The sequence below is a fragment of the Qipengyuania triglochinis genome (assembly GCF_054655615.1).
Genome location: NZ_BAAHND010000002.1, coordinates 398,137 through 419,417 on the forward strand (window position 1 = coordinate 398,137; position 21,281 = coordinate 419,417).

Consider the following 21,281-nt stretch of genomic DNA (forward strand, 5'->3'; position numbering starts at 1 on the left):
GGTACCGCCCCATTCTTCGTTTATCTGTCAGATCGGATCAGAAGATCTCAAACAGACCGGCTGCGCCCATGCCGCCGCCGACGCACATGGTGACGACACCGTATTTTGCGCCGCGGCGCTTGCCTTCGAGCAGAACGTGGCCGGTGCAACGTGCACCTGTCATGCCATAGGGGTGACCGATCGAGATCGAGCCGCCCGACACGTTAAGCTTGTCGTTATCGATGCCGAGCTTGTCGCGGCAATAGAGGACCTGCACCGCGAAGGCTTCGTTCAGTTCCCAGATGCCGATGTCGTCGACATTGAGATCGAAGCGCTTGAGCAGCTTGGGAATGGCGAAGATCGGACCGATGCCCATTTCGTCAGGCTCGGTGCCCGCGACAGCCATGCCGACGTAACGGCCGAGCGGCTGAAGTCCGCGCTGTTCGGCGACCTTGGCTTCCATCAAGACGCTGGCCGAAGATCCGTCGGACAACTGCGAGGCGTTACCGGCCGTGATCGTGGTGCCTTCGCCCATCACGGGCTTGAGCCCGTTCAGGCCTTCCAGCGTGGTCTGCGGGCGATTGCCCTCGTCCTTGTCGATCGTGATCTCGACATCGGAAATCTCGCCGGTTTCCTTGTCCTGGACCTTATGCGTAGTCGATACGGAAACGATCTCGTCGTCGAAGCGGCCATCCTCCTGAGCCTTGGCAGTGCGCTGCTGGCTCTGGAGGGCATATTCGTCCTGCGCTTCGCGGCTGATGCCGTAACGCTGGGCAACCGTTTCCGCCGTCTGGAGCATGGGCATGTAGATCGCGCCGTGCATCCCCATTAGCTCGGGATCGGGCATCACGCGCATTTCCTTGGTCTGGACGAGCGAGATGCTTTCCTGACCGCCTGCGGCAACCACATCCATGCGATCGGTAATGATCTGCTTGGCGGCGGTGGCAATGCTCATCAGGCCGGAGGAGCACTGGCGGTCGATGGTCATGCCGCTGGTGCCGATGGGGCAACCGGCGCGCAATGCAACCTGCCGACCCAGATTGCCGGCCTGTGTACCCTGCTGCAGAGCAGCGCCCCACAGCACATCGTCTACCTCGCCGGGTTCGATCCCGGCGCGCTCCATCGCGGGTTTCAGAGAATAGGCACCGAGCGTCGGGCCCTTGGTGTCGTTGAAGCCGCCCTTGTAGGCGCGACCGATAGCGGTGCGGGCGGTGGAAACGATGACTGCGTCACGCATGGGTAATTCCTCGAATCAAATAATGTGTCTGGTTTCTTCCGGGGAGGAGGGGAAACTCAGACGAAATACATGGTCATCCATTCGCAGATCAGCGCGGGCTTATCCTCGCCCTCGATCTCGATGGTGATCTCCATGGTCTGCTGCCACTGGCCGGGGCGCTTCTCAGTCATTTCCAGCATCTTCCAGTGGCCGCGAATGCGCTTGCCCGATTTTACGGGGTTGATGAACCGGGTCTTGTTGCCACCGTAATTGACGGCCATCTTGATGCCCTCGACCCGCGGAACGTCGCTGTTCGCGGTAAGATAGGGGATCATCGACAGGGTCAGGAAGCCATGCGCGATGGTGCCGCCGAACGGCGTCATCTTGGCGGCTTCTTCATTCACATGGATGAACTGGTGGTCACCGGTGGCTTCGGCGAACTGGTTGATGCGCTCCTGGCTCATCTCGACCCATTCGCTTGTTCCGACCTGTTCGCCGACCTTGGCTGCTATGTCTTGGGGGCTCATATTTCGCTCTCCTCGAATATACCTCAAATTTGCGCGACTCTTCGCGCTTGCGCGCAAACACATGGCCTATGGAAAGGGGGCGCGCAACCGCCCGAAATCTGCCGTTACGGCATCGCGGGACAAACCGTTTCGGCAATTGCACAAGCTGCGGGGAAAGGGCATCATTATCCGTAAATTAACCAAGCAGCCCTAGCTGCGAGACAATCTCTCGGATGCACGAGGCGGACAGGAACCGAATGGGCGACAGTTTCGACGATACCAGCATTACCGACAAGGCGTGGTTTAAACCGGCGGTTGCCGCCTGGTTTGCGTTGCTGCTTGGCGGTGGGCTGTGGCTCATGCCGCCGCGAATCCACGATTCGATTGCATCCACGCTCGGACTTGACCGGACGCTTCCAACATTCGCTCTGCCGATCGGGGCCGCGGGTGCGGCGATCCTGTGTGCTGCCTTTGCCATGATCGGGGCCATGCTGGGCTGGGTGATTGCCGCCCGGCTCGGCCGGCCGACCGGCCAGCGAGCCCTGGGCTACGAAGCGGAAGCCATTGATGAAAGTTCCATCCACGTTGCCGAGGAGGAAGCTTTCGAAGAACCGCGTCGTCGCCGCGTCTTGCTGGCAAAAGAGGATATCGACGAAGAAGGCATTGCTCCGTCAGAAGATGCCGTCGAAGAAAGCAAAGGCGCTTTCGATCTTGCGATGACCGGCCTTTCCGAAAAAGATTTTGAGACCGTCGACGCCGAGGTCGAGCCGGACGAAGCGCCTGCATTTGAAATACCCGTGCAGGCCGATCCGCAGGATCCGCTCGATAATGCCAAATTCATGGTAGAGATCGGCCGGGAAGACGAGGAACTGCCGGCTGCTTTCGATGATTCCGGCAACCATCCTGTAGATTTCGATCATTATGAGCATGGGGAAATTCAAGAAGCGGACAATGACGAGGCGCTAGGTGATTTAAGTCTCGACGCCTTGCTTGGCCGTCTAGAGGGCGCGCTTGATACGCAGCGCCGTCTTGTAGAAAAGAGCGAACACGCAGCTCGTCAGCCCGCGCTGCAACCTGTGCCTCTCACTAGCGCTCCTATCGAAGACGAAGCCATCGCTCGCATAAAGTCGAATGCTGAGGACGCCAGCGAAGACGACCCCGTGGTCGCCTTCCTCAAACGCGAGGCCGAACGCAGGATTTCGCAACCTGACCCGGCCGAGGGCGATGGGGAGCCGCCTGAAAAGCAATCTGAACCCAACGAGCCGAGCGCAGCCCACGCAACTGTCCGCAGCGTACTCGACCGCATGGGCCAGCCCGTGCGCCACGACTGATGTCATTCCCGGATACGAATTCGCCCCGCTGCAACGCGGTATAAACCGGGAAATCTTGGCTAGCGCGAAATTTTGCTTCGCGCCGGTGCCATTGCAAAACTGATTAATTACCTCCAAAAAGCCAATTCGCGACATTTTGCGGCCGCGCATGCGGCGCTGCACAAAATCCGTTTCCGCTGTCTCGGTGTCGAGGCCCTGTTGGAGGCGGGCTTGGAGGAGGACGCTTCGGCGAATGCAGGTTCCGGCTCATCATACACCCGGTAATGGCCCCAATATGCAGGGCCTTTACGATCCGCGCAACGAACATGATGCCTGCGGCGTCGGCATGGTCGCGCATATCAAGGGCGAAAAGAGCCACGGGATTATCACCCAGGCGCTGACCATTCTTGCCAATCTCGATCATCGCGGCGCGGTGGGCGCGGATCCGTTGTTGGGCGATGGCGCCGGCATTCTTATCCAAACACCCGATCCGTTGATCCGCAAGTGGGCGGATGCGCACAAGTACGACCTGCCGGATGAAGGCGACTATGCCATCGCCATGTGCTTTCTTCCGCAGGAGGAAGAAGCGCGGCAGTTCGTGGAAAGCCAGCTCGAACGCTTTGCCGAAAAGGAAGGTCAGCGCGTTGTCGGCTGGCGCGACGTGCCGACCACGCTCGATGGCCTGGGCGATGCAGTCATCGCCTCCATGCCGGTCATCCGCCAGTGCGTGATCGCACGCGGGACCAATTGCGCCAGTCGCGAGGCTTTCGAGCGCAAGCTGGTCGTGATCCGCAAGCAGACGCTGAACCCCCTCGCCGCGCTGGAAGAAAAGCACGGGATCCCGGGTCTCAGCCAAGCCTATATCCCGAGTTTTTCCAGCCGCACCGTCGTCTACAAGGGGCTGCTGCTGGCGAATCAGGTCGGCAGTTTCTACGACGATCTGCGCGATCCCGACTGCGTCAGTGCCTTGGGTCTCGTGCACCAGCGTTTCAGCACGAACACCTTCCCGAGCTGGCGGCTCGCCCACCCCTATCGCTTCATGGCGCATAACGGCGAAATCAACACGGTTCGTGGCAATGTGAACTGGATGGAAGCGCGCCGTCGCACGATGGAAAGCGAACTGCTGGGCGCCGACCTCGACAAGATGTGGCCGCTCATTCCGCATGGCCAATCCGATACCGCCTGCCTCGACAATGCGCTCGAGCTGCTGCTGACGGGTGGATACAGCCTGGCGCATGCCATGATGATGCTCATGCCCGAAGCCTGGGCTAAGAACGAGCAGATGACCCCAGCACGCCGCGCCTTCTACGAATATCACGCCGCGTTGATGGAGCCGTGGGACGGCCCCGCCGCAGTCTGCTTCACCGACGGCAAGCAGATCGGCGCCTGTCTCGACCGCAACGGCCTGCGCCCGGCACGCTGGTGCACCACGAAGGACGATCTCGTCGTGCTCGCCTCGGAAAGCGGCGTGCTGCCCTTCGCGGAAGAAGACATCACCCGCAAATGGCGCCTGCAACCGGGCAAGATGCTGCTGATCGATCTGGAGGAAGGCCGCATCGTCACCGACGAGGAGCTGAAGACCGATCTCGCCGCCGCCGAGCCTTATGAGGCGTGGCTGGAAAAGGCGCAATACAAGCTCGCCGATCTCGACCATATCGAACCCGATCTGTCCGAAATTGCCGAGAGCACCGTCCCGCTGCTCAACCGCCAGCAGGCCTTCGGCTATACGCAGGAAGATATCAGCCGCTTCCTCGAACCCATGGCCGCCAATGGCGAGGACCCGATCGGTTCGATGGGTACCGACACGCCGATCGCCGTGCTCTCCGACAAGAGCCGCCTGCTCTACGATTATTTCAAGCAGAACTTCGCGCAGGTCACCAACCCGCCGATCGACCCGATCCGCGAAGAACTGGTTATGAGCCTGCTTTCCATGATCGGCCCGCGCCCGAACCTGCTGGGCCGTGACGGGGGTACGCACAAGCGCCTGGAGGTCAGCCAGCCGATCCTGACCAACACCGATCTGGCCAAGATCCGCTCGGTCGAGGTGGCGCTCGATGGCGCATTCCGCACGGCGACCATCGACATCACCTGGGATGCCAGCACCGGGGCCGACGGCCTCGCCATGGCGCTGAAGGAAATGTGCTGGGCCGCGACCGAAGCGGTGCTGGGCGATGCCAATATCCTTATCCTTTCGGACCGGGGTCAGGGGCCCGAACGGATCGCCATGCCTGCGTTGCTGGCGACGGCGGCGGTCCATCACCAGCTGGTGCGGCAGGGCCTGCGCATGCAGACCGGCCTCGTCATCGAAACCGGCGAAGCGCGCGAGGTGCATCATTTCTGCGCACTCGCAGGCTACGGCGCGGAAGGGATCAATCCCTATCTCGCGCTCGAAACGCTGGAAGATTTGCGCGCACGCAAGCTGCCGCATCTCGATCCCGAAGAAGTACAGAAGAACTTCGTCAAGGCCGTGGGCAAGGGCATCCTGAAGGTCATGTCCAAGATGGGCATCTCGACCTACCAGTCCTATTGCGGCGCGCAGATCTTCGACGCGGTCGGCCTGTCGAGCGAATTCGTCGACTCCTATTTTGCCGGCACTGCCACCACCATCGAAGGCGTGGGCCTGAAGGAAGTGGCCGAGGAAACCGTGCGCCGCCACGCGCAGGCATTCGGCGACAGCCCGCTTTACAAGGGCATGCTCGATGTTGGCGGGATCTATCAATATCGCATCCGCGGCGAAGATCACGCCTGGACCCCGCAGAATATCGCCAATCTCCAGCACGCGGTGCGCGGGAGCGATCCGAAGAATTACGCGGAATTCGCGCGCTCGATCAACGAGCAGTCCGAGCGGCTCTTGACCATTCGCGGGCTGATGGAACTCAAGAAGGCCGAGCGTCCGCTCGATCTGGACGAGGTCGAACCGGCAGCCGAGATCGTGAAGCGTTTCAGCACTGGTGCGATGAGCTTCGGTTCGATCAGCCACGAGGCGCATTCCACGCTCGCCATTGCGATGAACCGCATCGGCGGCCGCTCCAACACGGGCGAAGGAGGGGAAGAGCCGGCGCGTTTCCAGCCGCTGGACAATGGCGATTCCATGCGCAGCCGGATCAAGCAGGTGGCATCGGGCCGCTTTGGCGTCACGGCGGAATATCTCGTCAATTCGGACGATATCCAGATCAAGATGGCGCAGGGCGCGAAGCCCGGCGAAGGTGGGCAGTTGCCCGGCCACAAGGTCGACAAGCGGATCGGCAAGGTCCGCCATTCGACCCCGGGCGTGGGCCTGATTTCGCCCCCGCCGCATCACGACATCTATTCGATCGAGGATCTGGCGCAGCTGATCCATGATCTGAAGAACGTCCAGCCCGAGGCGCGCATTTCGGTCAAGCTTGTGAGCGAGGTCGGCGTGGGCACGGTTGCCGCCGGCGTATCCAAGTCCAAGGCCGACCATCTCACCATCTCGGGCTATGAAGGCGGCACGGGTGCCAGCCCGCTGACCAGTCTCACCCATGCCGGAAGCCCGTGGGAAATCGGCCTTGCCGAAACGCAGCAGACGCTCCTTCTGAACGATCTGCGCAGCCGCATCGCGGTGCAGGTTGACGGGGGCCTGCGCACGGGCCGCGATGTCGCCATTGGCGCTCTGCTGGGAGCGGATGAATTCGGCTTCGCCACCGCCCCGCTGATCGCGGCGGGCTGCATCATGATGCGCAAGTGCCACCTCAACACCTGCCCCGTTGGCGTGGCGACGCAGGATCCGGTGCTGCGCAAGCGCTTCACCGGCACGCCAGAGCATGTGATCAATTATTTCTTCTTCGTCGCCGAGGAACTGCGCGCAATCATGGCCGAGATGGGCTTCCGCACGGTCGAGGAAATGGTCGGCCGGGTGGACAAGCTCGACATGCGCCGCGTGCGCCGTCACTGGAAAGCGCATGGAGTCGATCTGAAGCGCATCCTGCACGAAGTTCCGCTGAAGGAAGGCCAGCTTCCGCGCCATACCGAAGTGCAGGACCATGGCCTCGGTGCGGCGATGGACGTCGAACTGATCGAAGCCTGCAAGCCCGCCATCGAAAGCGGTCAGGCGGTCCAGATCAGCCGGTCGATCCGCAATGTGAACCGCACCGTGGGCGCCATGCTGTCGGGCCGCATTGCCGAGGCATATGGCCATGACGGTCTGCCGCAGGACACCATCCGCATCGACCTGACTGGCGTGGCTGGCCAGAGCTTCGGCGCATGGCTGGCCCATGGTGTGACGATGAGCCTGACCGGCGATGCCAACGATTATGTCGGCAAGGGCCTGTCGGGTGGACGGATCGTGGTGAAGCCGCCGCAGGATGTCAGCCGTGACCCGACCGACAACATCATCGTCGGCAACACCGTGCTTTATGGCGCGATCGCGGGCGAAGCCTATTTCGCCGGCGTCGCGGGCGAACGGTTTGCCGTGCGCAACTCGGGCGCGGTCGCCGTGGTCGAGGGCACGGGCGACCATGCGCTGGAATACATGACGGGCGGCGTAGTCTGCGTGCTCGGCAAGACCGGGCGCAATGTGGCTGCCGGAATGAGCGGCGGGATCGCCTATGTCTACGATCCCGACGGCAAGTTCACGCAACTGGTGAACCATGCGCAGGTTGACATTCTCGATGTGAAACCGGGTGATGGAGAAGGCGCGGAAAAGAGCTGGGGCACCCCGCAACAGCGTGCTGTCAGCGTGGAAAACCCCGGAATGGGCGATCCGCTCTACCATGATGCCGAGCGGCTCAAGGTTCTGGTGGAACGCCACCACCTCCATACCGGATCGGCCCGCGCCAAGGCGCTGCTCGACGACTGGGCCAACCAATTGAAAAACTTCCGCAAGGTGATGCCGCGCGATTACGCAAAGGCGCTGAAGGCACTCGAAGATGAGCGCGAGAGCGCGGCCATGGAAGCGGCGGAATGATGCATAACCACACTCCGTCATTGCGAGCGCAGCGAAGCAATCCATCTCCACATGGCTCTGGGTGCTGCAACGTTGGACGATGGATTGCCGGGTGGCCCTCCGGGCCGTCTTCGACTCCGCCTGCAGCTCCTCGCAATGACGACTTTTGTTTGGGATTCAACTGATGGGCAAGGAAACCGGCTTTCTCGAATACGAGCGCGAGGATCGTACCTACATCGATCCCGAAGAGCGGCTGAAGAGCTATAAGGAATTCGTGATCCCGCATGACAAGGGCGCGCTGCAGAAGCAGGCTGCGCGCTGCATGAATTGCGGTATCCCTTACTGCCATAACGGCTGTCCGGTGAACAACATCATCCCGGATTGGAACCATCTCGTCTATGAAGACGACTGGAAGAATGCGCTCGAGGTCCTGCATTCGACCAACAATTTCCCCGAATTTACCGGCCGTATCTGCCCCGCCCCGTGCGAGGCGGCGTGCACGCTCAATATTGTCGATGCGCCGGTGACCATCAAATCGATCGAATGCGCAATCATCGATCGCGGCTTCAAGGAAGGCTGGGTGAAGCCTCAGCCCGCTGAAAACCAGACCGGCAAATCGGTCGCCGTTATCGGCAGCGGGCCTGCAGGCCTTGCCGCGGCACAGCAGCTGGCGCGAGCTGGTCATGCGGTGACCGTGTTCGAGAAATCCGACCGGATCGGCGGATTGCTGCGCTACGGCATCCCCGACTTCAAGATGGAAAAGCACCTCATCAACCGCCGCGCGGTGCAGATGGAAGCCGAAGGCGTCCAGTTCCGCACCTCCAGCGAAGTGGGCGTGGAAGTCAGCTTCGAGGCCCTGAAGGAGAATTTCGACGCCGTGGTCCTGGCGGGCGGGGCGGAAGAGGCCCGCATGCTCGATATCCCGGGCGCGGAGCTGCCCGGCGTGCGGCTGGCGATGGAATTCCTCACCCAGCAGAACAAGCGCAATGCGGGCGACGACGAAGTGCGTGCCGCCCCGCGTGGCAGCCTGACCGCGACGGGCAAGCATGTCATCGTGATCGGCGGAGGCGACACGGGTAGCGACTGCGTGGGCACCAGCAACCGGCAGGGCGCGGCCAGCGTGACGCAGCTCGAGATCATGCCCAAGCCGCCGGAAAAGGAAGACAAGGCGCTGACCTGGCCCGACTGGCCGCTGAAGCTGCGCACGTCCTCCAGCCACGAGGAAGGCGTCGACCGCGACTGGGCCGTGCTGACCAAGCGGGTGGTCGAGGAAGGCGGCCGCGTCTCCGGCCTCGAATGCGTTCGGGTGGAATGGAAAGACGGCAAATTACAGGAGGTTGAGGGGACCGAGTTCACGCTCAAGGCCGATCTCATCCTGCTGGCGATGGGCTTTACCGGGCCGAAACGGCGCGGTTTGCTGGACCGGGCCGGGGTGGAACTGGATGGCCGGGGCTGCGTGAAAGCGGATACCCAGCGCTATTGCACGAGCGAGCCGCATGTCTTTGCCTGCGGCGATATGCGGCGCGGGCAAAGCCTTGTTGTGTGGGCGATTCGCGAGGGGCGGCAGTGCGCCCGGGCGGTGGATCAGGCGCTGATGGGGGTTAGCGAACTGCCGCGTTAGGCGTTCGCCGGACCTGCATCCGCGGCGGCCAATCGGGGCCTCACACGATCCTCGTGCGCCCCCAAAGTGTTCCGGATTAGCCGCCGAACACCCTCTTGGTCGGTGCCGAATGGCCCGTCACCCCCACCGATCGCGGCGGGGGAGGCGTAATCTCAGTCGAGCGCGACGATCACCTGATCGCCTTCGCGTACCGGCGCGCAGGCTTCGGCCGGGATCGGCTCGAAATTTTCGCCGGTCAGCGCGATGTCCGACAATCCGTCGATCTTGAAATAACCCAGCGCGGGATCTTCATCGACCCGGCGGCTCTTGTTGGGATTGACCGCGCCCAGATAGAAGGCGTTGTTGCGCAGCACGATCTGGTGCGGCGCCAGCTTCAGCGGGCTGGAATTGTAGGTGGCGCTGACCATGGTGCGTTCGCGCATGGCTTCGCCCAGCACCGCCTGGACGAATTCGAAGGAAGATTGATGCTGCATCGCACAAAACCACACCATCCCGGCGCAAAATGCAATGCCTAATGGTAGCGGTCACAATCTTTCGTGTACCAGGATGCCTATAGCGCCGCCCAGTCCACCGGCTGGCGCCCATGGTGTTCGAGGAATTCATTGGCCCGGCTGAACGGTTTCGACCCGAAAAACCCGCGATGCGCCGACAGCGGGCTGGGATGCGGGCTTTCCACCACCAGATGCGACCCGCCCTTCAGCCCCGCGATCCGTTTCGCCTTGGCCTGCGCATGGCTGCCCCACAGGATGAAGACGCTGGGCACATCGCGCGCCGCCACTGCCGCCACGCAGGCGTCGGTGATCGCATCCCAGCCGCGCCCCGCATGGCTTCCCGCCTGACCCTGCTCCACTGTCAGCGTGTTGTTGAGCAGCAGCACGCCCTGCCGCGCCCAGCCAGTCAGATCGCCGCTTGCCGGGGCATCGACCCCCAGATCGGCGGCCAGTTCCTTGTAGATATTGCGCAGGCTGGGCGGCAGCTTCACGCCTTCGGGGACGGAGAAGGACAGGCCCATCGCCTGCCCCGGCCCGTGATAGGGATCCTGCCCCAGGATCACGACCTTCACCTTGTCCAGCGGGGTCAGCTCCAGCGCCTTCAGCCGCGATCCGCGCGGCGGATAGACCACGGCGCCGCCATCTTCCTCCGCCCGCAGCCAGCCGCCCAGCGCGCGCGCTTCGGGCGTGGCCAGAACGGGGTCGAGGGCGGGTTTCCAGCTATCGGGCACAGGCTCTGTCATGCCCCGCTGTTTGCCCCCGCAAGCCCGACAGTGCCAGTCGCCCCTTTCCTACAATCCCCAATCGGCCTTGGGTTCGGAGAGGGAACTGGCAATGGCCCTGATCGATCACAGCCGGCCAGAGGCAAGGAGTGCAGCGCAGTCGCTTAGACAACTAAGCGCAAGCGAACGACGCCGCATGTGGTCGGCTGTGGTCGACCGCGTAGCGGCGGGCGTAATCGGCTCTGGCGCGTCGTCACTCGTCGCGCACGATGAACGACATCGCTTTCTCCTCATTCCTAGCTCCAAAGCCGATTACGCTCCGTCAGGACCGTTGCCAGTTCCCTCTCCGAACCCTAAAGCCGCCGACATGGCAGTTCATTTCCACGAAGAAGACCTTCCCGAAGGCGTCCTCGCCGATGGCCCCGTTGCCGTCGATACCGAGACCATGGGCCTCGTCACCACGCGCGACCGGCTGTGCCTGGTCCAGATCAGCGACGGCAATGGCGACGAGCATCTCGTCCGCTTTGCGCCGGACAGCGAGTATGACGCGCCCAACCTGCAGGCCGTGCTGGCCGATCCGGACCGGCTGAAGCTGTTCCATTTCGCGCGCTTCGATCTGGCCGCGATCGAATATTACCTCGGCGTCACGGCGGCGCCCTGCTATTGCACCAAGATCGCCAGCAAGCTGGTGCGCACCTATACCGACCGCCACGGCCTGAAGAATCTGGTCGAGGAATTGCTGGGCGAAAACATTTCCAAGGCGCAGCAATCGTCCGACTGGGGCGGGCCCGAACTCAATCAGGCGCAGCGCGACTATGCCGCATCCGACGTGCGCTTCCTCCACCGGATGCGCGAAGAGCTCAATCGCCGGCTCGAGCGTGAAGGCCGCATGGAATTGGCGCAGTCCTGTTTCGATTTCCTCCCCACCCGCGCCCATCTGGATATCCTTGGCTGGGCCGATCACGATATCTTCAGCCACGCGTAAGGCTTAGCGGAGCAGCTACCCACTCATGGTGTTCAAGAAGCGCAGGATCGAAACCACGGAGGCGCAGCAGCTACGCTCGCGCCGCCAGCGGTTCGCTGCGCCGGGTGGTAGCCATGACAAGCTGGTGCGCTTTCTGGCGCGGTTCCTGCCCATGGGGGTGGGCGTCGTCGCCGCGCTGATGATCATCACCCCGCTGAGCCCGCGCGGCGAAATCAGCTTCCTGCTCGATCGCAACAAGGTGGCAATGATCCAGGAACGGCTGCGCGTGGATAATGCGCTGTATCGCGGGCAGGATGCCAAGGGTCGCCCCTTCTCGCTGACCGCCGGTGAAGCGGTTCAGCGATCGAGCGTGGAAGGAATCGTCCGGCTGGATGATCTCGTCGCCCGCCTGCTGATGACCGATGGGCCGGCGCGGGTAGAGGCGCCCGGCGGGCAATACGATATCAGCGAAGACGTCGTCGATGTGAACGGCACCATGCAGATGGCTGCCGCCGACGGTTACCGCATGAGCGCGAGCGGCGTATCGCTCGATCTCAAGAACAAGACGATCGAAGGATCGGGCGGGGTCGAGGGATCGGGTCCGGCGGGGACCTTCCGCGCCGACCGTCTGGACGGCGATCTCGACCAACGCACTGTTACCCTGTCCGGGAATGCGCGGCTGCGCATGGAGCCCGGCAAGCTGAGGATGCCATGATCAAGAGCCAGTTCCCCACCATGGCGAAAAGCGCGCTTGCCGGTTTTGCCCTGACGGCAGCCGCGCTGGGCGGCATGCAGCTTTCGGCGCAGGCGATCTCCGGCCATAATTCCAATGCACCGGTGTCCTATGCCGCCGACCGGATCGAATTGCAGGACCGCCAGAACCGCGTGGTGCTTTCGGGCAATGTCGAGATCACGCAGGCCGGCCTCAATCTCAACGCGGCGCGCACTATCGTGAACTATTCCGATGCAGGCAGCCTCAAGATTCAGCGGATCATGGCCACCGGCGGCGTTAATGTGACGCGCGGCAACGAACGCGCGCGGGGCGATACGGCAGTGTACGATTTCAATCGCCGGATCATCACCATGGCGGGCAATGTCCGCCTGAACCGCGGCGGCGATACGCTGAATGGCGGACGGCTGGTGATCGATCTGGCCAGCGGCGTGTCGAGTATCGATGGCCGCGCCAGCGGGTCGTCGGGCGTGACGGGCAGCGGCAGCTCGTCATCGGGCGGGCGCGTTACCGGCTCCTTCTCGGTCCCGGAAAACTGAGCCGCATTTAACGGCGTTCAGCGGCGACCGGCCCCGGCAACGCGGGCGATGCCGGTCAGCCCCTGCGCCAGCAGCAATTCGGATGCCTGGCTGTTGGTCAGCAATTCGCGGTGCAATTGCGTCAGCCGCATTGTCAGCCGGTCAAGCTTGGGCCCGCGCCAGCGCTGTACCTGTTCGGCAATGTCGCGTTCTTCCTTCCAGAAGATGCCGAGGCGTGCTTTCTCGCCCTTGTCGAGATCCTGATAGCGGCGGTTGCCCAGCGCGGCGGATATGCGCGCCAGTTGCGCCGCGCGGCGTTCGATCGCCAGCAGCGTGCCGACCGGGTTCAACCCGATCTGCTTCATCCGCGCGATTTCAGTGGCGACCTTGGGTCCCTGCCCAGCCAGCACGGCGTTGACGAGCCCGGCGAACCCGTCCTCCTCGCTCGCCGCGCCGACCGCGTCGAGATGCTCCATTTCCGCAGGGCGGGGCGATTGCGGGCTGCCGTCGAGATAGGTGGCCAGCTTGGTCACCTCGCTCTGCGCCAGCCGCACGTCGAGATTGGCGGCGCGCGCGATCCGTTCGGCCACGGCGCCATCCAGCCGCACGCCGGCCGCATCGCCCATGGCGCGCACGGTCTGGGTGACAGAGCGCAGATCGGGCGGGTAGAACATCGCCACCACGGCATCTTTCCGCTTTTCCAGCAGCTTGGCGGTGCGCGATTTATCGGTGGCGCCCGTGGCGACCACGATTACCGGGCAGGCCTCGCCCGCACCCATGTCGCCCGTTTCCAGCAGGATCTTGATCGCTTCATGCGCCTCGTCTCCTGCCACGCGGCACCAGATATGGCGCTTGTCGCCGAACAGCGAGCTTGAACGCGCCTCGTCACCCAGCCGGGCGGGATCGGCACGCAGATCGGCGCCGGGCATTTCCACCCGCTCGCCCGGATCGGGCAGCATGGCGGCAATCTGGTTTGCGGCCGCGCTGGCGCCGGCTTCGTCCTGCCCGCAGAAGAAGAAGACGCCGCAACTGGCGGCTACATCGCGCGCCTTGGCGGCAAAATCCTTGCCGGTCAGCTTCACCGTTCGCCCTGCGCCCTTTCACGAAGCGCCAGGGCAACGCGCGTCACGATGCGGTCGGAAATTTCGACGGCGAGATTTTCGAGCGCGGTGTTTTCCGCCGCGATCACGGCATATTCGCTGGAGACCACGTCGATCCCCGCATCCACGCCCTCGGTCGCGTCGAGCACGATTTCATCCGTAGTCGAATCGACCAGTTGGTAGCGCGCGCGCAGGGTGCGGCGTTCGCGGCTGACGGTATCGTCGGCCAGCACGGCGAGGCCATCGAGGCTGTCGTCCAGCCGCACTTCGAGGCGGTAACGCGAGGTGCCGGTGCCGGACGCGCCCAGCCTGTCGTTCAGCGCGCTGCGCACCAGCCAGCCGGCCTTGCCCTCGATCGGCGGGACATCCACCGCAGCGAGACCTTGCGCGACCGCGCCGCTGCTGCCGCCGGCATACATGGGCTGGAGCGAACAGCCGCCGATCGCGAATGCGAGCGGCAGGGCGAGCGAGAGGGCGAAAGACTGGCGCATCAGGTGACGATATTCACCAATCTGTCGGGCACCACAATGATCTTGCGGATTTCTGCCCCGTCGATCGACCGCTGCACCTTCTCGGATGCCAGCGCCATCGCCTCCAGATCTTCCTTCGCCGCACCCTTGGGCGCGGTGAGCGTGTCGCGCAGCTTGCCCTTGTGCTGGACGGCGATGGTCACTTCGTCTTCCACCAGCAGCGCCGGATCGACTTTGGGCCAGGCGGCATCAGCCACGAGGCCTTCCATGCCCATGCCCGACCATGCCTCTTCCGCCAGATGCGGCATCATCGGCGCGACCAGCTGGACCAGGCTGCGGATCGCGGCGGAGCGGCTGGCAGAGGCCTGCGCCTTCTCCACCGCACCGGTCAGTTCGTAAATCCGCGCCACGGCCTTGTTGAAGCCCAGCGCCTCGATATCCTCGGCCACGGCGGCCACGGTCTGGTGGACCTTGCGATCCAATGCCTTGTCCTCGCCCTGCGCCTGCGGCTCATAGGCGGAGAACAGGCGCCACAACCGGTGCACGAAGCGGCTGCAGCCCTCGATCCCGGCTTCGGACCACGGCAGGTCGCGCTCGGGCGGGCTGTCGGACAGCATGAACCAGCGCACGGCGTCGGCGCCATAGGTGTCGATGATGGTGTCAGGGTCGACGACGTTCTTCTTCGACTTCGACATCTTGATGACGCGGCCGACGCGGACATCTGCCCCGTCGCTTTTAAGGACCACACGATCTCCAACCCTCTCCACTTCGTCCGGAGAAAAATACACAACCCGTGTAGATGCATCCGGTCCATGGTGGGTGATGTCGCCGTCTTTGCGAATTGGGTCACTCGCTTTTACCACACCAGAAGATCTGACCTCATCGCGCTCGTAGGTCTCATGCGTGACCATGCCCTGCGTGAAAAGCGAAGCGAACGGCTCTTTCACGTCGATCTGGCCCATATGCGCCAGTGCGCGGGTCCAGAACCGGGCGTAGAGCAAATGCAGGATCGCATGCTCGATCCCGCCGATATACTGTTCGACCGGCAGCCATTTGGCGACCTCGTCCTTGTCGAAGGGCTTGTCAGCAGGCTGGCTGGCAAAGCGCAGGAAATACCAACTCGAATCGACGAAAGTATCCAGCGTGTCGGTCTCGCGGGTGCCCTTGCCGCCGCATTTGGGGCAATCGACATGCTTCCACGTTTCGTGGCGCAGCAGCGGGTTGCCGGGCGTCTGGAAGTCGACATCCTCGGGCAGCGTGATCGGCAGGCTGTCCTTGGGCGCAGGGACCACGCCGCATTTTTCGCAATGGATGAAGGGGATCGGCGTGCCCCAGTAGCGCTGGCGCGAAACCCCCCAGTCGCGCAGGCGCCAGACGGTCTTGCCCTCGCCCCGGCCCTGCTGCTCGATCCGGGAAATGATTTCGCGCTTGGCGTCCTCGATCTCCATCCCGTCGAGGAAGTCGGAATTGACGATCACGCCCTCTCCGGCCTCGGCCTCGCCGTCGAAACCCTTGCCAGCCTCGTCCACGTTCGGCGCGACAACGCGCGGGATCGGCAGGCCGTATTTGGTGGCGAATTCGAAGTCGCGCTGGTCGTGGCCCGGCACCGCCATGATCGCGCCGGTGCCGTAATCCATCAGCACGAAGTTCGCGATATAGACGGGCAGGTCCGCGCCGGTGAACGGATGCTTCGCCGTGATGCCGGTGTCGAAGCCCAGCTTTTCCGCCGTCTCCAGCTCGGCAGCGGTGGTCCCGCCCTTCTTGCACAGCGCAATGAACTCGCGCGCATCGTCGCTGTCGATGCCCTGCGCGATCGGATGGTCCGCCGCCACGGCCACGAAGCTTGCGCCGAAGATGGTGTCGGGCCGCGTGGTGTAGACCGGCAGCTTCTCGCCATTGGACAGGTCGAAGCTGAACTCCAGCCCCTTGGATTTGCCGATCCAGTTTTCCTGCATCAGCCGGACCTTGTCGGGCCAGTTTTCGAGTTTGCCCAATCCATCGAGCAGTTCCTCGGCAAAGTCGGTGATCTTGAGGAACCACTGGTTGAGCTTGCGCTTCTCCACCTCGGCGCCCGAGCGCCAGCCCTTGCCGTCGATCACCTGCTCGTTGGCGAGCACGGTCATGTCGACCGGGTCCCAATTGACCTCGCTTTCCTTGCGGTAGACAAGGCCCGCCTCATACAGGTCGATGAACAGCGCCTGCTCATGCCCGTAATAATCGGGCTCGCAGGTCGCCAGTTCGCGGCTCCAGTCGAGCGCGAAGCCGAGGCGCTTCAATTGCGCCTTCATATGTTCGATATTGTCGCGCGTCCAGCCGCCCGGATGCACGCCCTTTTCCATCGCGGCATTTTCCGCCGGCATGCCGAAAGCGTCCCAGCCCATGGGATGCAGCACCTCGTGCCCGGTCGCCTTCTTGAAGCGCGCCAGCACGTCGCCCATCGTGTAATTGCGCACGTGGCCGATATGGATGCGCCCGCTGGGATAGGGGAACATCTCGAGCACGTAGCTCTTGGGTTTGGGCGAATCGCTGTCGGCGCGGAAGGTCTGCGCCTCGTCCCAGGCGGATTGCCAGCGCGCGTCGGCCGCGGCCGGATTGAAACGGGTGTCACTCATGCGGACGCCTGTAAGGATTTCAGGCGCGAATGGAACCCAGTTTGCTTAGTTCGAAATGGCCTGACGGCGCAGTTCGCGTGCCTTGGTCAGGATGATGTCTTCCAGCTTCTGGACCGTGGCGGCCTGCACCGGCGCATCGACCCAGGTACCGCCCTGATTGACCTGGCGGCTGGCGGCCACGCGCAGCGCATCGGCGCGCAGGTCGGTATCGAGGATGGAGATGGTCATCTTCACCCGTTCGCCCGCATTGCCGGGATTGGCATACCAGTCGGTCACGATGACGCCGCCGGCGCTATCAGCCTGAAGCAGCGGCGCAAAGCTGACCGCTTCGAGCGCAGCGCGCCAGAGATAGGAGTTCACGCCGATGGTCGAAACCTGCGCCGCGGCAAGATCGGTCTGCGGACGGTTGCCGCTACTGCATGCCGCAAGGCCGATGCTGGCCACGCCGAGCAGGGCGATGGCGGCGGGACGGCGGAAGTTACGGTATACGGTCATGAACGGTCCTTGGATCGGAAAGCATCGTTGCGGCTCTATAATGGCTGGGCAGACAGGGGCAAGCACTGCCTTTGCCCCGTTCCGCCGCGCGCAACAAACACCGTCTGGCGGGTGAATGCGTCCTGAATCGCGCGAACCGGTCACCCACCCCTGTGTGCGCAAGGCAACACTATTGCCGCCAAAATCAGTAAGCTTGTGGAAAAGGTGGAATTATTCAGAACGTGCACCTAATCTCTTGAAATACCGGAGTCGCTACAGAGAATTGTACGGGCGATATTCGGGAACCATTAAGCGGATACCGTGGTATAGCGGTACGAACACCGCAACATAGGGGCAGAGAGGCGTTCGATGGGCAAGTCCACAAACAGCACGGGTAAGGGTCGGTTCGCGCCGACACTGCTTGCTGTTGCCGGTCTGGCCCTCGCCATCCCCGGTGCCGGCCTCGCCGTTTCCTCCTCCACGCAGAGCGAATCGGCAGAACCGGCAGCCACCGAATTCCTGTCGTTCACGCCAGCCGGCGTCGATCCCGAACTCGCGCAGAAGGTTGCGCAGCTCGTCGGGAAGGATGCCCTGCGCTTCACCCCTGCCAACAAGCCCGCCCCGACGCGCGAACGCACGGTGAATTTCGCAGTCCGCGTGGATGCGGCAACCGCCCGCACGCTTTCCGGCCGCAGCCCGGCAGAAACCCTCGCCAAGAGCGCAGGCCCCGATGGCGGCCTGTCGATGGTCGCCGCGCGTTACAATCTCGGCATTGCCCGCGGCTATCAGAGCTTCGCCCAGCCCACCCGCAGTGTTGCGGCCGCGAATATCGGTGACAAGGTGAAAGATTTCGCCATGCCCGATCTGCGCAGCTTTGACGAATCGGATGATGACGGCAAACCAAGCCGCTTCAAATCGCGCATCACGCTGCAGAACCGCGACAATGCCGGCACCGCGCCGCTCACGGTCGAAGGTGCCGGATCGCAGCGCGTCGATCTGGGCGGATCATACAGCCTGAGCCGCAATCTCGATGTGACTGCCGGTGTCCGCCTGTCGCAGGACCGCGATCGCCTGAACCCGCTGACTGACGGGATCGAGGATGATCAGGCGGTCTATGTCGGAACGCAGATCCGCTTCTGACCTTCCGCTCCGCGCGGCCCTTCTCATAAGAATACGATTGAATCCTCGCACGCTAGCGCGCGCATGGTCTTTACGCTGTCGCAATCTTGCGTAAAGCTTGGCCAAACAGCGCGAGAAATTGCGAGGAGAGGATCGGATGGGACGTGTTGCGATTGTAACGGGCGGTACGCGGGGAATCGGGCGCGCCATCTGCGAACGACTGCGTGACGAACGCGAATGCGAGGTCATCGCCAATTATGCCGGCAATGACGATGCGGCGAAAAAATTCACCGAAGAAACCGGCATCCCGACAGTCAAATTCGACGTTTCGGATTTCGATGCGGTGCAGGAAGCCTGCAAGCGGATCGAGGAAGAGCATGGCCCGATCGAAATCGCGGTCAACAATGCCGGGATCACGCGCGACGGCACGCTGCTGAAGATGACTTACGAAGATTGGGATGCGGTGATGCGCACCAATCTGGGCGGCTGCTTCAACCTCGCCAAGGCAACCTTCGCCGGAATGAAGGAACGCGGCTGGGGCCGGATCGTGAATATCGGTTCGATCAACGGGCAGGCGGGCCAGTACGGCCAGGTCAATTACGCCGCCGCCAAAAGCGGTATCCACGGCTTCACCAAGGCGCTGGCCCAGGAAGGCGCGCGCTTCGGCATCACGGTGAACGCCATCGCGCCGGGATATATCGATACCGACATGGTCGCCGCCGTGCCCGAACCGGTGCTGGAGAAGATCGTCGCCAAGATCCCCGTCGGCCGCCTCGGCAAGGCCAGCGAAATCGCCCGCGGCGTGAGCTTCCTTGTGTCAGAGCATGGCGAATTCGTCACCGGATCGACGATGAGCATCAATGGCGGCCAGCATATGTACTGACGGTTCGGCTGCGGTCGCAACAGGACACGAGGAGCGGGAGTGATCGCGTGAAGGTAATGACCCCGATCACGGCATCGCGCGCGCTCTTTTCCTGTCCCGCGCTTTGCTGTTGCCTCATTGCCGCGCCGGTTCTGGCCAACCCGGTGGCGGACCGGATCTACGAACCCGTCGCCCTCAAGGATACCGAAGTATCCTTTCGCGGTGACCCACCCAAGACGATTTCGACCCGGACGAAAGACGGGCTGGTTCTCGAAGGCGCCTACTGGCCGCCGGACGCTCCCAATGGGGACCAACTGATCATCGTCTTCCACGGCAATTCCTATAATCATCTTGTCATGGCAGCCCGCGCAGAGCCTCTGCGCATCGGCGGGCGCGGCGTTCTCGTCGCGTCCTATCGTGGCTTCGGGGACAATCCCGGCCAGCCGAGCGAGGAAGGCTTGATGCGCGATGCCAAGGCATGGGTAGCCAGGGCGCGCGAGCTGCACCCGGAAGCGCGGCTGTATCTTTTTGGATTCTCGCTCGGCGGGGCCGTGGCACTGGAGATGGCGGCGCGGCACGAGGTCGAAGCGGTCGCGACCATGGGCGCCTTTACCGATCTCAGATCAATGATTCCGAAAATTGCGCGAGCCTTCGTGAGGGACCGCTACGACAATCTCGACGCCATCCGCCTCGTGGAGGAACCCGTCCTGCTGCTGCACGGCAGCGAGGATGATATTGTCGACCCGTCGGCGGCGGCCCTGCTCGAGCAGGCGGGCGGCGACAATGTGACCGTCATCAATCTGCGCGGCGGCAAGCATTGGGTGCCGCTCGACCAGCTTGCCGAGCGGCTATGGGCAGCGATGGAAGGAAGGCAGTCGTAGCGACGAGCGCCGGTCAGTCGATCAGGATACCGACCACTTTCCACTGCCCCTCTTCTTTCACCAGCGTAACGGTTTCGACAGCACCGGCCTTGTTGGCAAACCGGGTGTGAAAAGTGACTTCCATGAAACCGCTAGGCGGGGCGTTGAGGAAGCGCACCGTGGCAAGGTTGCGCGAAATCACCGCCCCAAGCGGGACGCGCACATCTTCCGAAGCGTCGGTCCAGCCTTCGACCGTATTGGCCGTGCGGAAGCTTTCGCCGGCCGCATCGAAGCTGGCCTGCCAGTTGCCGGCATCGCCAAGTTCCAGCCAATTGCGGGCAGCCGCTTCGACCGCAGCATCGCGCGCCGCGGTTTCGGATGCGGGAGAACCTGCTTCGTCGAACATGAGGGGTGTTGTTAGAAATAGCGCGGCAGCGAATAAGGACATGAGAATACCTCCGATCAGGATGGCCCGGTTGCGGGCCGGTTTGGTAGTGGGAGGTAACTCGGTTGTTTGCGGTGCTTCGGCATCCCGCAAACTTTCGTATACAGAGTTTTTGTAAGCATCGGCCTCGCTTTCGAACAGCAGGCGGGCTGCCTCGCGGCTGCTGGTCACGTCGAGCTTGCGGCGCGCGACACGTAGCCGTTCATTGATCGTGTGGACCGAGCGCGAAAGCTCTCTCGCCATCGATTTCGCATCGTGGCCGCGGGCCATCAGGCGAAGGGTTTCCTTCTCCTTTTCGGTTAGTTCCTCAAGGCCGTGGCGGGGTTTGGAAGAGGCCGGCGTCATTCCGCCCTGCCTATGCCCCGCCATCTGGCCT

The 21,281-nt window shown here is 63.0% G+C and carries 18 protein-coding genes; 9 read left to right on the top strand and 9 right to left on the bottom strand.

Translation table 11 applies throughout. The features are described from left to right. Positions 1-37: 37 nt before the first annotated feature. Positions 38-1,216 (bottom strand): acetyl-CoA C-acyltransferase, encoded by a 1,179-nt coding sequence (locus ACYQ0G_RS08075; protein ID WP_460101487.1) that lies wholly within the window; start codon positions 1,214-1,216, stop codon positions 38-40. 56 nt (positions 1,217-1,272) lie between these two features. After that, a complete protein-coding gene (locus ACYQ0G_RS08080; RefSeq protein ID WP_460101489.1) occupies positions 1,273-1,722 on the bottom strand; it encodes a MaoC family dehydratase in 450 nt (149 codons plus the stop codon). 236 nt (positions 1,723-1,958) lie between these two features. On the opposite strand from ACYQ0G_RS08080, the gene ACYQ0G_RS08085 reads away from it, so the two are divergent. From ACYQ0G_RS08085 to ACYQ0G_RS08095, 3 genes are all read left to right on the top strand, one after another. Further along, on the top strand, positions 1,959-3,032 hold the full coding sequence (locus ACYQ0G_RS08085) for a hypothetical protein (RefSeq protein ID WP_460101491.1): 1,074 nt from the start codon (positions 1,959-1,961) through the stop codon (positions 3,030-3,032). Positions 3,033-3,264: 232 nt separating this feature from the next. Next, positions 3,265-7,938 carry a glutamate synthase large subunit gene (gltB, locus tag ACYQ0G_RS08090; protein ID WP_460101493.1) on the top strand — a complete coding sequence of 1,558 codons (4,674 nt, stop codon included), beginning with the start codon at positions 3,265-3,267 and terminating at the stop codon, positions 7,936-7,938. Between the two features lie 163 nt (positions 7,939-8,101). Continuing rightward, entirely contained in the window at positions 8,102-9,538 is a 1,437-nt protein-coding gene (locus ACYQ0G_RS08095) for a glutamate synthase subunit beta (protein WP_460101495.1), read from the top strand. Positions 9,539-9,690: 152 nt separating this feature from the next. Here the strand turns inward: ACYQ0G_RS08095 and ACYQ0G_RS08100 are convergent, their stop codons facing one another. Next, on the bottom strand, positions 9,691-10,011 hold the full coding sequence (locus ACYQ0G_RS08100) for a WYL domain-containing protein (protein WP_460101497.1): 321 nt from the start codon (positions 10,009-10,011) through the stop codon (positions 9,691-9,693). A gap of 77 nt (positions 10,012-10,088) precedes the next feature. Further along, complete coding sequence (locus ACYQ0G_RS08105; RefSeq protein WP_460101499.1) at positions 10,089-10,772, bottom strand: uracil-DNA glycosylase; 684 nt, start codon at positions 10,770-10,772, stop codon at positions 10,089-10,091. A 346-nt stretch (positions 10,773-11,118) separates the two neighbouring features. Here ACYQ0G_RS08105 and ACYQ0G_RS08110 point away from each other — a divergent pair, with 346 nt between their 5' ends. Genes ACYQ0G_RS08110 through ACYQ0G_RS08120 form a run of 3 tightly spaced genes read left to right on the top strand, consistent with a single transcriptional unit; the run spans position 11,119 to position 12,984 of the window. After that, entirely contained in the window at positions 11,119-11,736 is a 618-nt protein-coding gene (locus ACYQ0G_RS08110; RefSeq protein WP_460101501.1) for a ribonuclease D, read from the top strand. A 25-nt stretch (positions 11,737-11,761) separates the two neighbouring features. Continuing rightward, on the top strand, positions 11,762-12,430 hold the full coding sequence (gene lptC / locus ACYQ0G_RS08115; RefSeq protein ID WP_460101503.1) for an LPS export ABC transporter periplasmic protein LptC: 669 nt from the start codon (positions 11,762-11,764) through the stop codon (positions 12,428-12,430). After that, positions 12,427-12,984, top strand: coding sequence for an LptA/OstA family protein (locus ACYQ0G_RS08120; RefSeq protein ID WP_460101504.1), 558 nt, complete (start codon positions 12,427-12,429; stop codon positions 12,982-12,984). The genes lptC and ACYQ0G_RS08120 overlap by 4 nt, the downstream gene beginning before the upstream one ends. Positions 12,985-13,001: 17 nt before the next feature. Here the strand turns inward: ACYQ0G_RS08120 and holA are convergent, their stop codons facing one another. Genes holA through ACYQ0G_RS08140 form a run of 4 tightly spaced genes read right to left on the bottom strand, consistent with a single transcriptional unit; the run spans position 13,002 to position 17,640 of the window. Continuing rightward, a complete protein-coding gene (holA, locus tag ACYQ0G_RS08125; protein WP_460101505.1) occupies positions 13,002-14,045 on the bottom strand; it encodes a DNA polymerase III subunit delta in 1,044 nt (347 codons plus the stop codon). After that, positions 14,042-14,554 carry an LPS assembly lipoprotein LptE gene (gene lptE, locus ACYQ0G_RS08130; protein ID WP_460101506.1) on the bottom strand — a complete coding sequence of 171 codons (513 nt, stop codon included), beginning with the start codon at positions 14,552-14,554 and terminating at the stop codon, positions 14,042-14,044. The genes holA and lptE overlap by 4 nt, the downstream gene beginning before the upstream one ends. Continuing rightward, positions 14,554-17,145, bottom strand: a complete 2,592-nt coding sequence (gene leuS, locus ACYQ0G_RS08135) for a leucine--tRNA ligase (RefSeq protein ID WP_460101507.1) — start codon at positions 17,143-17,145, stop codon at positions 14,554-14,556. The genes lptE and leuS overlap by 1 nt, the downstream gene beginning before the upstream one ends. A gap of 45 nt (positions 17,146-17,190) precedes the next feature. Further along, complete coding sequence (locus tag ACYQ0G_RS08140) at positions 17,191-17,640, bottom strand: DUF3576 domain-containing protein (protein ID WP_460101508.1); 450 nt, start codon at positions 17,638-17,640, stop codon at positions 17,191-17,193. A 348-nt stretch (positions 17,641-17,988) separates the two neighbouring features. On the opposite strand from ACYQ0G_RS08140, the gene ACYQ0G_RS08145 reads away from it, so the two are divergent. From ACYQ0G_RS08145 to ACYQ0G_RS08155, 3 genes are all read left to right on the top strand, one after another. Beyond that, positions 17,989-18,759 (top strand): hypothetical protein, encoded by a 771-nt coding sequence (locus ACYQ0G_RS08145; protein WP_460101509.1) that lies wholly within the window; start codon positions 17,989-17,991, stop codon positions 18,757-18,759. 136 nt (positions 18,760-18,895) lie between these two features. Continuing rightward, positions 18,896-19,621, top strand: a complete 726-nt coding sequence (phbB, locus tag ACYQ0G_RS08150; RefSeq protein WP_460101511.1) for an acetoacetyl-CoA reductase — start codon at positions 18,896-18,898, stop codon at positions 19,619-19,621. 56 nt (positions 19,622-19,677) lie between these two features. After that, positions 19,678-20,481: an alpha/beta hydrolase gene (locus tag ACYQ0G_RS08155; RefSeq protein ID WP_460102804.1), complete on the top strand. Its 804-nt coding sequence runs from the start codon at positions 19,678-19,680 to the stop codon at positions 20,479-20,481. Positions 20,482-20,494: 13 nt separating this feature from the next. On the opposite strand, the gene ACYQ0G_RS08160 is transcribed toward ACYQ0G_RS08155, so the two are convergent. Beyond that, positions 20,495-21,250, bottom strand: a complete 756-nt coding sequence (locus ACYQ0G_RS08160; RefSeq protein ID WP_460101512.1) for a DUF4019 domain-containing protein — start codon at positions 21,248-21,250, stop codon at positions 20,495-20,497. Positions 21,251-21,281: the final 31 nt, after the last annotated feature.

What these genes read in the sequence shown, in the direction of transcription:
- gltB (WP_460101493.1), top strand. Translation starts at nt 3,265, where the DNA reads ATGCAGGTTCCGGCTCATCATACACCCGGTAATGGCCCCAATATGCAG.
- ACYQ0G_RS08120 (WP_460101504.1), top strand. Translation starts at nt 12,427, where the DNA reads ATGATCAAGAGCCAGTTCCCCACCATGGCGAAAAGCGCGCTTGCCGGT.
- ACYQ0G_RS08075 (WP_460101487.1), bottom strand. Translation starts at nt 1,216, where the DNA reads ATGCGTGACGCAGTCATCGTTTCCACCGCCCGCACCGCTATCGGTCGC.
- ACYQ0G_RS08155 (WP_460102804.1), top strand. Translation starts at nt 19,678, where the DNA reads ATGACCCCGATCACGGCATCGCGCGCGCTCTTTTCCTGTCCCGCGCTT.
- ACYQ0G_RS08145 (WP_460101509.1), top strand. Translation starts at nt 17,989, where the DNA reads ATGGGCAAGTCCACAAACAGCACGGGTAAGGGTCGGTTCGCGCCGACA.
- lptC (WP_460101503.1), top strand. Translation starts at nt 11,762, where the DNA reads ATGGTGTTCAAGAAGCGCAGGATCGAAACCACGGAGGCGCAGCAGCTA.
- ACYQ0G_RS08140 (WP_460101508.1), bottom strand. Translation starts at nt 17,640, where the DNA reads ATGACCGTATACCGTAACTTCCGCCGTCCCGCCGCCATCGCCCTGCTC.
- ACYQ0G_RS08085 (WP_460101491.1), top strand. Translation starts at nt 1,959, where the DNA reads ATGGGCGACAGTTTCGACGATACCAGCATTACCGACAAGGCGTGGTTT.
- ACYQ0G_RS08095 (WP_460101495.1), top strand. Translation starts at nt 8,102, where the DNA reads ATGGGCAAGGAAACCGGCTTTCTCGAATACGAGCGCGAGGATCGTACC.
- ACYQ0G_RS08105 (WP_460101499.1), bottom strand. Translation starts at nt 10,772, where the DNA reads ATGACAGAGCCTGTGCCCGATAGCTGGAAACCCGCCCTCGACCCCGTT.
- leuS (WP_460101507.1), bottom strand. Translation starts at nt 17,145, where the DNA reads ATGAGTGACACCCGTTTCAATCCGGCCGCGGCCGACGCGCGCTGGCAA.
- lptE (WP_460101506.1), bottom strand. Translation starts at nt 14,554, where the DNA reads ATGCGCCAGTCTTTCGCCCTCTCGCTCGCCCTGCCGCTCGCATTCGCG.
- ACYQ0G_RS08080 (WP_460101489.1), bottom strand. Translation starts at nt 1,722, where the DNA reads ATGAGCCCCCAAGACATAGCAGCCAAGGTCGGCGAACAGGTCGGAACA.
- ACYQ0G_RS08160 (WP_460101512.1), bottom strand. Translation starts at nt 21,250, where the DNA reads ATGACGCCGGCCTCTTCCAAACCCCGCCACGGCCTTGAGGAACTAACC.
- phbB (WP_460101511.1), top strand. Translation starts at nt 18,896, where the DNA reads ATGGGACGTGTTGCGATTGTAACGGGCGGTACGCGGGGAATCGGGCGC.
- ACYQ0G_RS08100 (WP_460101497.1), bottom strand. Translation starts at nt 10,011, where the DNA reads ATGCAGCATCAATCTTCCTTCGAATTCGTCCAGGCGGTGCTGGGCGAA.
- ACYQ0G_RS08110 (WP_460101501.1), top strand. Translation starts at nt 11,119, where the DNA reads ATGGCAGTTCATTTCCACGAAGAAGACCTTCCCGAAGGCGTCCTCGCC.